This is a genomic window from Novosphingobium aerophilum (genome assembly GCF_014230305.1).
Lineage (GTDB): Bacteria > Pseudomonadota > Alphaproteobacteria > Sphingomonadales > Sphingomonadaceae > Novosphingobium > Novosphingobium aerophilum.
Map to the genome: position 1 here is coordinate 121,049 of NZ_JACLAU010000007.1, position 12,281 is coordinate 133,329.

A 12,281-nucleotide genomic window follows, 5' to 3' on the forward strand; every position below is an offset into this window, starting at 1 on the left:
GCCGTTTTGGCAGATAACGGGCATGAGTATTTGTCATCACCCCTCCGTGCCTATACGGAAGGGCTGGAGGGCGACAAGCCAATTCCGCAAGTCTTTGACTCGCCAGAACAAGATGGCGTTCGAGGGAAAGAACTGTTGAATCGTTCGCATGGGATTCTCTTGGCCTTCGCGCTGTCTCTACTGGCCAATCTGGGCTTCGGGGTGATGGCGCGGCTGGACTGGCTGGTGCTGCCGGCACTGTTGGTCGGCTGGTATCTGGCCGATTTTCTGTCCGGTCTGGTGCACATGTACATGGACTACCGCCCCTGCCCGCCGGGCAAGCGGCTGAACGACCTGTTCTTCTATGCCGGCTCCCGCGAGTCTGCCGAGTACCAGGCCATGCTGCGCGAGCGGATGGCCGCGATCACCCCGCTCGAGCGGCTCGTCTACGATTTCAAGAACCATCACCCCCGCCCGCTGGCGCTGGGCCGACGGTCGTTGTGGCGGCTGATCGGATCGAGCGTGATCATCGCGGCCCTGCCCATCTCGTTGGCCCTGAACGCAGCGCTGCTGGTGTGGCCGGTGCCGGGCTGGTTCGCCGCCGGGGTCTTCGCATTCCTGGTCGGCGGGGCCTTCGCCCAACTGTTCCATGCTTCGCTGCACCGGGACCACAATCCATGGTTCATCAATGCCGGGCGCCGCATGGGCCTGCTGATGACGCCGGCGGCCCATCAGGTCCATCATGACACGCTGCAGCGCGATTTCGCGACCAATTGCGGATGGTCCAACCCGGTGGTCAACCGCCTGTTCAACGCGCTGCGCCGTCGGGGTTATCTGGAGGATGCCGGCCTGGTCCCCAGTTCCTGACGGCCTGCCTGCAGGGCGAGCCGCGGGCCCAGGTCATCGGCCAGCAGCCGTTCCACACTGTTGGCGATCAGCGTGTGGATCGCCGATTCGCTGGCAAGCCCGCCGCGCACCAGGCAGCGCGCGTGGAGGACCTTCTTGAAAGCCTTGTACAATGCCGGATCCGGCAATTCGGGTGCCTGCCAGAAACTGTCGAGCGAAGCCTGGTGAGTCACACCCGGAACATCATAGACCGCATCCCCCAGCACGATGACCGGCGAGCCCACCTCCAGCCCGAGCGTGCCCGAGGTGCTGTTGACGCAGACCATGCCCGATGACTGCGCGCTGAGTTCGCCCAGGTTACCGCCATCGATATGGAGCACGCGGTCCGCCACGCCCAACTGGCGCGCCCGCCGGGCAATATGGCGGCGCCAGTTGAGGAAGCCGCTGTCGAGCGGGTGCTCCTTGATCAGCAGGACGACATCGGCCGGAGCATGGCGCGCGAAGCTGCGCATCACATAGTCGACCGCCATCGGCATCGAGGCGAACGGCGAATGAGCCCGGATCTGGTAATCGCCGCTGAGCTGCAGCGGGAACAGGAAGTACCGCTGCCCTTTCAGCGCGGCCATGGTCTCTTCGGCCTGCCGCGCCCTCCGCCCGGTGCGGGCGAAACGGAGCAGCCAGCCCAGCGCCTCGGCCACCAGCCGGTCCTGACGATGGGTGCGATAGAAGGGAAAGCGCCACTTCCCGATAAACACGTTGAAATAGTGCCAGAAGCTGTCCCGGGCCCGGCGCCGGAAGGTGGCCGTGATCGCAGGCAACTGGGGTACGTCGGGCAACCACCGCGCCGCGGCGAACAGCACCTCGGGATCGCGCTCGAAACTGGAGTGGCCGTTCACGCCATCGCGCTCCAGCGTCATCCAGTCAGGCCGGATGTAACCCTCTTCGAACACGTGGATATGCACGCCGCGCAGTTGGGCCAAGCGCAGCGCGCTGCGGTGCATCGGCCGACAATCCCCGAACAGGACCACGTCGGTGATCGCATGGTCCTGGACATAGGCATCGAAAAACAGCGGCCAGTCCTTGGCGCGCCCGCGATAATCGATGACGGCCTCACCCGAGTCCGGGCTCCAGTCATAGCGATCGCCGCCGCTCAGGTTGATCCGGTGGACGCCGCAGCGGCGATAGGCCAGTTCCGCCCCGAGCAGCCGGAAGAAGGGGCCAGGCGGCCCTTGCAGGAACAGGAAGTTTCGTTTTGGCCTACGTCCGGTGTTCACGCTTGCCCCCCGAAGCGCCGCCAGAGTCTGGTGGCGCGTCCTTGTAACTCGCGCAACATAACAAGCGATGAACCGACCCTGGCGCGGTCTGATTCGAGTCGGTCGACCAGAATTTCCGGGGAACAGGGCAGCCGCGTGACGGGATCAAGGTAACGCGGATAGAGAATCAGCGTGGCCGCGACCAGCTCGTCCAGGCTCCGCTGCCGTCCGCGACGATCCGGGATCGCTCCCAGATCGCGGGTCAGTCCCCAGCCGGCATAGAACGGCACGCCATGAGTGGTGACCGCCTTGCCCCGCATCAGAGCCTCGAATCCGGCCAGCGAGGTCAGCGTGTGCAGCGCGTCGACGCTGTCGATCAACGGCGCGATCGGGCTGTCGCGATCGATCTCGTCGGCCCACTGGCGGATCACCGGCTCGGCGATGTGCCCCGCCCGGTGCCCCGCTTCGACATCGGGATGCGGCCGATAGATGATCCAGGCATCGGGCTCGAGCGAGCGCGCGCGCTGCAGCAGTTCAAGATTGCCGCCCCCGGCCCCGCCGCTCAGCACCGAGCGGTCGTCGGCCACCTGGCCAGGCACCAGCACCCGGCGGCGGCCCGGTGCGGCGATCGCCACGGGCGCGCTGGCCCGGCCATACTTGCCGATCCCGGCGGCCACCAGACGCTGGCGCAGGGCGGCCGCGCGTCGCTGCAGGTCTGCGCCGATGTCTGCCTCGGCCAGCAGGTGCTCCAGATCGCTGGGCCCGGCGGGATCGAAGTAGACCCCCGCGTGATCGACGATGATCGACAGCGGAGGCACGCAATTGGCGCCGAGCCCGATCGAGCGGATGAACCCGTCCTCGATCTCTCCCACGGCGATCCCGCGGGCAGCAAGACCGGCAGGCAGATCGGGCGCGGTCCGGGATTTCCACGCGATCACGCGGCTGCCCGAGATCAGGGACCGGGTGCGACGGTCCGATGGCCGGGCGTGGCGGGGGCCGTCGCGCCCGTCCCACAGCAAGGCATCGACCGTGACGCGCTTCCAGGCGGCCACGCCATAGACCGCTGCGATCCGGCGGTTGGCATCGATCAGTCGGCGCCATTCGGCCAGGAGCGCGATGGCACCGGCCGGATCGATCGGCTCGCCGGTGAAGGGATCGCGCAGGTCCCACCCCGCGACCGCCCGCGTCGCCACCTCGGCTGCGCTCGTGGCACCCGCCCAGGGACCCTCGCCCAGCAGCTCGACCGGACGCCCCAGCAGCAGGCCGACCGCTGCCAGATCGTGGTCGGCCGCAGCGACGATCCGGTCCGCCTGCTCGGCCAGACGCCAGGGATCGCAGAGTGCGCTGATCGCCGGAATGCCATGGCGTCCGGCATAGGGACCGATCAGGCAGGCGCGATCCGCCTCGCCCGCCGCCACGGCGTTGTCCTGCATCAGCCGGGCCTGCACAGCGCTGCCCGGCGCCAGCAGGGTCCGGCGCCCGTCGGGCAACCGCGCCGCCGCCGCCCAGAACGATCCGCCGACCCGCGCCGCGCGCAAGGCCGCGGCGATCCCGGCGGGATCGATCCAGTGATCCGCACCCGAACCGCTTGGGGAAACCTGGCCGGAGCCCGGAGCAGCCGGACTCGCCAGAGGCCCCGCCCGATGCCCGGGAAACGGTGGAATACGCAGGAAGGGCGGGTGCGGCCGGCTCGCCATGGCGGGATCAGGCCGCGACCACCGGACCGGTCTTCACCACGCGATCGATCGCCAGCAAGGGCCGCAGGAACGATTCCAGATCGGCCAGCGGCAGGGCCGAGGGACCGTCGCACCGGGCCTTGGCGGGATCGGGATGGGCCTCCAGGAACAGCCCGGCGATGCCCAGCGCCACGCCCGAGCGGGGCAGGGCCGCCGCCTGCTCGCCGCGCCCGTCGGCGCTGTCGGCACGGCCGCCGGGCCGCTGCAGGCTGTGGGTGACGTCGAAGATCACCGGGGCCATGGGCTTCATGAGGTCCATGCCGAGCATGTCGACCACCAGGTTGTTGTAACCGAAGCTGGTCCCCCGTTCGCACAGGAGGACGCGGTCATTCCCGGCTTCGGCGCACTTGGCGAGGATGTGGCGCATCTCCAGCGGGGCCAGGAACTGCGGCTTCTTGACGTTGATCACCGCCCCGGTGCGCGCCATGGCCACGACCAGATCGGTCTGCCGGGCGAGGAAGGCGGGCAACTGGATGATATCGGCCACTTCGGCCGCCGCCGCGGCCTGGTGCGGCTCGTGCACGTCGGTGATGACCGGCACGCCGAACCGGGCCTTGACTTCGGCCAGCAGGGCCAGCCCGGCCTCCAGCCCCGGCCCCCGGAACGAGGCGATCGAGGACCGGTTGGCCTTGTCGAAGCTGGCCTTGAACACATAGGGCAGGCCCAGCCGCGCGGTCACCGCGACCATGTGCGCGGCGACCTCGAACAGGGTGTCGCGATCCTCGATCACGTTCATCCCGGCGATCAGCACCAGCGGGGCCTCGTTCGCGAAGACGATGCCGGAGGGGAGCGTGACGGTGGCGGGGGGATCAGAGGCTGCGGTCATGCGCGCGCCTTAATCGGCTTGGTGCCCCGGTGCCAGCAGCCGATCACGCGCTTTCCAGCATCCAGCGCAGTGTCTCGGCGATCGGTGGCGGCGCGAGAGGCCCGATCACCCCGGCCAGCCGGCCATGATCGCCCCACAGCCGGGGAATCTCGTTGGCCCGGGCGAACTGGGGATTGAAGCGGATCTCCATGGTCCGTCCGGCCGCGGCGCAGGCCTGGGCGATCACCTCGCGCAGGCTGACGGCCACGCCAGAGCAGATGTTGAACGTGCCTCCGACGGCCGCCGGGCAATCGACCAGGCGGGCATAGCAGTCACTGACGAAGCGGACATCCGACCAATCGCGGTAGACGTCGATATTGCCGAGCTCGACCGAATCCGCCCCGGCCCGCAAGGCCGCGATGATCTTGGGGATGACGAACCGGGTCGATTGCCCGACTCCGGTGTAGTTGAATGGGCGCGTCACCACGATCGGCAGGCGGGCGGCAAAGACTCCACGGAGGCTCTCCATCGCCAGCTTGGACACGCCATAATCGTTGACCGGCGCGACCGGGGCATCCTCGGCGATCAGCCCGCTGAGCCCGGCGTCGTAGACATTGGCGCTGCTGGCCAGGATGGTGCGGGGCGCCGATCCGAGTTCGGCCAGGGCGGCCAGGAGGTGGCGGGTGCCGATCAGGTTGGTCGCGTAGATCTCCTCGACGCTGCCGTGCACGGGCGAGGAGATGCCCGCGAGGTGGATCACCGCATCGGGGCGGATCGACGCCACGGCCTCCGCCGTCGCCGCGCTGTCGCGCAGGTCGACGGGGACGCATGCCATGTCCCCCCCGACACGGGCAAGGTCGGTCCCCGGCCGGACGAAGCCGTGCGCTTGCCAGCCCCGTTCGGCCAGACTCTGCGCAAGGTAGCGCCCGGTGAAGCCCTCGGCCCCGGTCAGCAGGATGCGGCGCTCAGTCAACGGCCCCAGTCCCTCGGGCAGGTCAGCAAGACCGGCCAGCGGCATTGCGGCGCAGGTCGGCCTCGACCATCATGCGGCACAGCTCCTCGAGAGTGGTCTGCGGCTGCCACCCGAGCGTGGTCCGGGCCTTCTCGGCGCTGCCGATCAGCAGGTCGACCTCGGCCGGGCGATGGAACCGCGGATTGATCCGCATCAGCACCTTGCCGGTGGCGACATCGACCGCGTGTTCGTCGACATCGGAGCCATGGAAGGCGATCTCATAGCCGGCGGCGCGGAACGCGAGCTCGACAAAGCTGCGCACGGTCTCGGTGCGGCCCGTGGCGAGCACGAAGGTATCGGATTCGTCCGCCTGAAGCATGGCGTACATGCCCTGGACGTATTCCTTGGCAAAGCCCCAGTCCCGCTTGGCGTCGATGTTGCCCAGCTCCAGGCAGTCAAGCTGGCCCAGCTTGATCTTGGCAACCGCGTCGGTGATCTTGCGGGTCACGAATTCGAGACCGCGCAGCGGGCTTTCGTGGTTGAACAGGATGCCGCTGCTGGCAAACATGCCATAGCTTTCGCGGTAGTTCACCGTTGCCCAGTGACCGAACAGCTTGGCCACGCCATAGGGGCTGCGCGGCCAGAACGGCGTGTCCTCGGTCTGCGGCACGGCCTGAACCTTGCCGAACATCTCCGATGTGCTGGCCTGGTAGAAGCGGATGGTCGGATCGACCACGCGGATGGCCTCCAGCACGTTGAGCACTCCGACCCCGGTGATCTGCGCAGTGGCCAGCGGCTGGTCGAACGAGACACCGACGAAGCTCTGCGCCGCGAGGTTGTAGAATTCGCGGGGACGGGCCTTTTCGAGCAGCCGGATCGTGGCCGACAGGTCGGTCAGATCGTACTCGACCAGATTCAGCCGCGGGTGATTGCGGATGCCCAGTTCCTCGATTCGCCAGAAGTTCTCCGAACTGGCACGGCGGAACGTGCCATGGACCTCATAGCCCTGGTCCAGCAGGAATTCGGCAAGATAGGCTCCGTCCTGTCCGGTGATCCCGGATATCACTGCAATCTTCGTCACAGAATCACCTTGGTTTGGTCACGTGAGATACCGCACTTGTCGTTCTGACCCTGGACTATTTGGCAGCCTCATCCAACCCGGCCAAGCCTTTTCCGATTGGGACATTCATCGATGCCGCAGGGGGATCTTGGTTACTCCGGATTGCGCAGTGCCCCCGAGGTCAATTCATCGCCAATCTGCGCAGTTGACAGATACATAACTATCCACGTCTTCCCATTAACACGTTTGCCCAATGAATGATCCTCGAGCAGGCAGGACCAATTGTCAGATGGCGGCCGCCACGCTCTTCGCCACGGATTCCCATAGTGCTGGTTGCGTAGCTACCAGCAGACCCGGGCGAGGTCGGTCGACTCGATATGCAGTGCCATCTGGATGCGCTGCACGACCGCCACATTCGTTCAAGAAGACTACGCCGGCAGCGTGATCCCAGCTGATCGTTCGGTCGAAGTAAGTGAGGTCATGAATGCCAAGCGCAACACGTGGATACTGATCTGCTGCACATCGCGGGCTGTCAGTAACCTCGCAGTGCGCCAGAGCGGCTTGAACCCTCTCTCGCCGGAGCGGGTCCTCAAATAGTCGGGACACTGCTGCCACGGGACGGTCCCGCCCACTGCCAGACGCAAGGAACGGCGTCCCGTCAATCCGGGCCCCGTGTCCCAATTCTGCTCCGCACATTCGCTGCGTGACTGGGTCCAACATCCATCCACCCAGAATTTCGCCCGCGCTCGCAAGTCCAATCATGATGCCGAACGGGACTTTACCGGCGGCATAATTTGCGGTCCCATCAAGCGGATCTACGATCCAGCATAGCTTGGTTGCCAGATCATCCAAAAGACTGGGATCGACTGCAACTGCCTCCTCCCCAACAACGGTGGCTTCGGGATGGAGCGCACAAAGACGTTCAGCGATGAAAGCCTCGCTCTCTCGATCAACCCCCGTCACGACCTCACCGGGTGCTTTCAACGCGATCTCATCGTCCAGCAGCCTCCATCGGCCAGGGAGAATGATTTTCTCCGCCGCCTCCCGCAATACCAGCGAGACTCCCTCACGCAATCGAGCGGCCAGCGCTGACGTCATCATGGGTTTAGCGCACCTGGTTAGCGACGCCGACGATAGAGAAGGATGTCTGCGACAAGATGCCGATGAACTTCTGGATATCGGTGAGCGGAGCGTTGGATACGTAGACTACGTCCTTGTCACTCAGCGCGAATCCCTGGGCGACGAAGAAGGAGCCCGGGTCCGACATGTTCAGCCGGTAAATCACTGGCAACCGTCCGTCCGGGGTCAGCCGCGCATTCGTCGGAAGCAGTGGGCCGAGCGTTGCAGGATTCTCGAAGCGAAACACGAAGACGCCGCGGATGCTGGCACGGTTGTCGTCCAGGCCGCCGATCCGACCAAGCCCTTGCGCCAGCGACAGACCAGTGCCTTCGAACGGGACTTCGGCATTGTTGCGCACCGCGCCGAGGGCCGTGAAGCTGTAGGGCTGGTACAGGGCAGTAATGATGTCTCCGGCCTGCAGGGTGATGTTCTGGCGGGGGTCGAGCAGCACCCGGTCAAGCGGAAGAGACACCACTTTCGCGCCACGGGTGATCCGTAAGGTCATCTTGCCGACCGGCTGCTTCACCCCACCCGCGCTGGCCAAAGCATCAAGCAACCGTTCGCCTTTGGCGGTCAGGGGCAGACGCGTGCTCGCCGCCACATCACCCACCACGGTAACCATCGCGGTCACCGGCTGTGTCACCCGGACGATGACCTGCGGCTCATGCGCCTTGCCAACCAGCCGCGCCTCGACCTCGCGAGCCACCTGCTGGGGCGTCCGCCCCGCCACGTTGAGCGTCCCTGCGAACGGCAACGTTACCCGCCCATCCTCGGTGACCATCTGCTCGAGCAGACTGGTCGCCCGCGGTGCCAGCGCCGGCCCCTTGCTCAGCCCGGCCTCGCCGCCGAGCACCCCAAAAAGCGCTGCAGGGGGCGATTCCCAGATCGCGAAATCAAGCACATCGCCGCGTCCGATTCTGGTGCCGGCGGGCGGCACCTCACCCAGGGCGTCGGCGAAAGTTCGACCTTGCTCGGCAACGATCAGTTGCCGCGCCACTGTGTCGGTCAGTTCCACAACGTGAATGTCGGTCGAAACGCTCATACTGTTGCCGCTACGCACGGCCGATCCGCTAGGACCGCTCGAACCCAGCGAGGAACAAGCCGCCAGCCCGGCCGAAAGCAGTAGCGTGCTACAGGTCCGGATTGCTCTGCGCCAGTTGCGCGATAGTTTCTCGTCCGTGCAGGAGAAGTCGTCGGTGCATGCCATGCGGCGCCTTTAAATCGCTTTCATCGCGAACTCAACGCTGTCCTCCCGCCAGGATAGCTCGGCCCGTAGCGTGCAGTTAGGTCCCGGACTCAGGCTGCCGCCGCATCGGTAGTTGCCGAGGACAGGTACTGGTCGCGCTCGGCCAGCCACAGGCCCGCGAAGTCGACCTCCTGCCAGTTGTCGAACCACGGGCCGCCGTTGGTGTAATGGATGGCCGCCGGAACCTTGTCCGGCCGCGGGTATTCGCCCTCAAGGAAATTCCAGTGCAGCGGCAGGCTGCCGATTGCCGCCGGATCGGAAATCCATTCGAAACGGTGCAGAAACGCCGGGGTCGCCGAATTCACGACATCCGGCGTTAGGGCCTTCACATCAGGGTGAGCGCCGTTGAACAACATGAACGACGACCAGTTCTTCCGGGGATAGGCCGTCTGCTTCTTGCCATCCATCTTGACGTCGTTGACCGGAGTGTAATCATGCTGGACGCAATAGACTGCCTTGGTGCCATCGAGACCTTCGAACACCGCGTTCACGTCCTGGGTGAACAGGAAATCACAGTCGCAGAACAGGACCCAGTCATTCCTGGCAGCAAGGAACGGCGTCAGGAAGCGAGTCAGCGAAAACTCGGTCGACGAGAGGGGATCGTAGGGCCGGGTGTAGAGACCAAGCTCGCGCAGCACATCCTGGCGCAGCGGGACGATCTTGACCTCCCGGCCGGCGTGCCGCTTCATCGAAAAGCGCGCGACCTGCCACGCAATGTCCTCGCGGCTGTCATAGCCCACGAACACCTTTCGCGATTTATCCGAATTCATTTAGTATCTTCTCCGTAATCGACGCGCCGCAGCTGAACATGGGCCTGGCACAATCACCCCATCACAGCCATGCCCGCTGTAACCACAGCTTGCCGAAACCATCTTGGCGTCATAACGCCAACACGGTCCGGGCGCCAGCGCATCCGCTTGCATTCTACGCCAGATCAAGCCACATCAAAGACCTCGGCGGCAAAAGGGAAAATCGCGACGGATCCAGACCGATTCGTTTGATTGATTCGCCAGACCAATCTCTTGCGCTTGGAGGGAAAGCCATTCCTTGCTCCAGATCAAAGATATCCTGGCGGTGCACACGTAATTGCATTTGAGTCAGACCGGCACGCCCGCATGCCGAACTCTGTCGGGAAGGGAAAGGGCGGCTAACTGGCTGTCAGCGTCGAACCGACTATGCCGCCACGCATTGTCTGGATAAAGTTCGAACCGGATCGGCGTCGGACCGTCAGGATGGCCGGCAAGGATCCCCAAGGAGTTAAGAATGGCCAAGATTGAACGTCACCCGGACGTGGAAGACTACATCCATGAATTGACCCTCGCCCAGATCGAGGCGCGAGGCGGGGTGGCCGATATCTTCGAGGAAGGGCGGATGATCCTGCTCAAGGACTATCGTTTGGATTTCGATTTCGGCGCGCTCGAGGCTCTCCACAAGTCGATCGACGCGGTTGAGGATATTAGGGTTCGCAAGTCTTTGAAGAAGCTACAAGCGCCCTACTTCTTCGAAGGAGATCCCCCGACTGGCCAGGGCAATAAGTTGGTGTTTTGTGAGCCGATACGACAGGCAATATTCGACGTGTTGTGCAAGGGCGACCGTGAAATCTTCAATCGCGTGGGCCGCGCACTCAAGTCCACGCATGAAGAGATCGTGCGAATCTTCGGAACATGCTTCCCCAACTACGATCCGTTCCGCTTTATCCCAAGCGTCCGCCTGACCAGAACTCTGTTCGAGAACCTGCATTGGGACAACCACTCGATCGACGACGATTTCCACCAGGCGCGGATCTTCGCAAACCTCGATACGCGCCCACGCATTTGGCACACCAGCTTCCGATTCCCCGAGATGATGAAGCGGCTCTACCGAGAGCACAGGCTTGATCGGTTTGCCGGCAAGGACCCCAATTTGATGCTGGACTATATCAATGGCGACGTGTTGGGGGGAACCCGCAACACCTGGATGGAAAGCTTGCCCAAGCACCGCATCGCCTTCGATCCGGGCGAGGTGTGGTTAGGAGAGTCACGCCTGATCTCGCACCAAATCTTCTATGGCGAGAGCGCCATGGTCTACATGTGGTTCGTCAGGGCCGACACAATGGCCAACGGCGCAAACCGTTTCAATCACCGCATCGACGCCCTGCACCGGGCCATGGCCATTCAGCCTCAGGCCAGCTAATTGCCAAACTGCTGATGCTGATTACGCAATCCTATCGCGCGCTCAACAGAGCACTTCATGCCGGTGGCCAGTTTGGCCTCTATGGTGACAAGTGGGCGGACCAGATCAGCGGTCTGGTCGAACGGTATGGTGCCGTTTCGATCTTGGACTACGGGTGCGGCCAGGGTTCGCTGGGCCGGGCGCTGGGTCCGATCGTGCGTGAGTACGATCCCGCGATTTCGGGGAAGGACGGCGCGCCGGTGCCGGCCGATCTGGTCGTGTGCACCGACGTGCTCGAACACATTGAGCCGGAATGCCTGCCCGACGTTCTGGCCCACTTGTATGCCTTGTCCCGTACTGCGTGCTTCGTGGTCATTGCCACCCGGCCGGCGCAGAAACTGCTGGCGGACGGGCGCAATGCCCACCTGATCGTGGAAGACGATGATTTCTGGCGCGAACGCCTGCTCGAGCATTTCACCGTGCGAGAGTGGGTCCCGCTGGACCGTGAGTTTGCCGCGGTGCTTGAACCGCTGCGGGGCGTCGCAGCGCTGCGTGGGCTTGCCCGCAAGCTGCGGCGGGAATGGTTCGAACGCCGGACTTGACGTCGGCATGCGGGGTTCGTTGCGTGATTGCACGCGCCGTTTCCGCCTCCATCAACCGGCAACGGGGCGGTAGCCATCAGTTGGTCGCGCGGGCAGCCCGAGTGCCCGCACGGTGGATTGCCAGAGCGGTCAAACCCTGGAAGACAGTGCCTGGGTCATACTATTGCTGGCGCGCATTCGGGAGGCAGATTTTCATCCGGCCATTATGCCGACTGAAGGGTGGCGCTGGTGACTCGATCGCCTCATCCTGTCGCACCGTTCATTGCGCAGAACCGATACCGAAGCATCCCCTGCAAACCGACGAATTTCCTTGTCCCGCTCCGCACGAGTTGGCAAGGGTCTGTTGTAAGACACAGTTTTGGTAACGCTACATGCTTATCCGGGTAGATGCTGCTCAAAACAGGTTGATATGCTGAACAACACCCCTTTGACGGCTACCCGGCTTGGCGCATGACAGGCATCGGGTCATACTGAAGAATGTCACGAAGCATATCTCCCGGTCCGCGCAAGCGGGCAATCCCGGTCTCGCGTC

General features: G+C 64.4%; 11 protein-coding genes. 3 read left to right on the forward strand and 8 right to left on the reverse strand.

The window, feature by feature from the left end; all coding sequences use genetic code 11:
- The first annotated feature begins 135 nt into the window (after positions 1-135).
- Positions 136-846, forward strand: coding sequence for a fatty acid desaturase family protein (locus tag H7F49_RS07400; protein ID WP_235981985.1), 711 nt, complete (start codon positions 136-138; stop codon positions 844-846).
- Here the strand turns inward: H7F49_RS07400 and H7F49_RS07405 are convergent.
- The 8 genes from H7F49_RS07405 to H7F49_RS07440 form a co-directional block, all read right to left on the reverse strand.
- Positions 810-2,099, reverse strand: a complete 1,290-nt coding sequence (locus tag H7F49_RS07405; protein WP_185682929.1) for a capsule biosynthesis protein — start codon at positions 2,097-2,099, stop codon at positions 810-812. The two genes, H7F49_RS07400 and H7F49_RS07405, sit on opposite strands and share 37 nt — an antisense overlap.
- Complete coding sequence (locus H7F49_RS07410; RefSeq protein ID WP_235981986.1) at positions 2,096-3,775, reverse strand: capsular polysaccharide export protein, LipB/KpsS family; 1,680 nt, start codon at positions 3,773-3,775, stop codon at positions 2,096-2,098. Before H7F49_RS07410 ends, H7F49_RS07405 begins: the two co-directional genes overlap by 4 nt.
- A gap of 7 nt (positions 3,776-3,782) precedes the next feature.
- Complete coding sequence (gene kdsA, locus H7F49_RS07415) at positions 3,783-4,640, reverse strand: 3-deoxy-8-phosphooctulonate synthase (protein ID WP_185682930.1); 858 nt, start codon at positions 4,638-4,640, stop codon at positions 3,783-3,785.
- A gap of 43 nt (positions 4,641-4,683) precedes the next feature.
- On the reverse strand, positions 4,684-5,592 hold the full coding sequence (locus H7F49_RS07420) for a GDP-mannose 4,6-dehydratase (RefSeq protein ID WP_235981987.1): 909 nt from the start codon (positions 5,590-5,592) through the stop codon (positions 4,684-4,686).
- 22 nt (positions 5,593-5,614) lie between these two features.
- A complete protein-coding gene (gene gmd / locus H7F49_RS07425; protein WP_185682932.1) occupies positions 5,615-6,652 on the reverse strand; it encodes a GDP-mannose 4,6-dehydratase in 1,038 nt (345 codons plus the stop codon).
- Between the two features lie 264 nt (positions 6,653-6,916).
- Positions 6,917-7,732: an inositol monophosphatase family protein gene (locus H7F49_RS07430; RefSeq protein ID WP_328806588.1), complete on the reverse strand. Its 816-nt coding sequence runs from the start codon at positions 7,730-7,732 to the stop codon at positions 6,917-6,919.
- Between the two features lie 4 nt (positions 7,733-7,736).
- Positions 7,737-8,792 (reverse strand): polysaccharide biosynthesis/export family protein, encoded by a 1,056-nt coding sequence (locus H7F49_RS07435; RefSeq protein WP_235981988.1) that lies wholly within the window; start codon positions 8,790-8,792, stop codon positions 7,737-7,739.
- A gap of 254 nt (positions 8,793-9,046) precedes the next feature.
- A complete protein-coding gene (locus H7F49_RS07440) occupies positions 9,047-9,766 on the reverse strand; it encodes a glycosyltransferase (RefSeq protein WP_185682935.1) in 720 nt (239 codons plus the stop codon).
- A 493-nt stretch (positions 9,767-10,259) separates the two neighbouring features.
- On the opposite strand from H7F49_RS07440, the gene H7F49_RS07445 reads away from it, so the two are divergent.
- The gene (locus H7F49_RS07445; RefSeq protein ID WP_185682936.1) at positions 10,260-11,168 is read left to right on the forward strand and encodes a hypothetical protein; all 909 of its coding nucleotides are present in this window, start codon (positions 10,260-10,262) and stop codon (positions 11,166-11,168) included.
- Between the two features lie 14 nt (positions 11,169-11,182).
- Positions 11,183-11,749, forward strand: a complete 567-nt coding sequence (locus tag H7F49_RS07450; RefSeq protein WP_185682937.1) for a class I SAM-dependent methyltransferase — start codon at positions 11,183-11,185, stop codon at positions 11,747-11,749.
- Positions 11,750-12,281 lie beyond the last annotated feature (532 nt).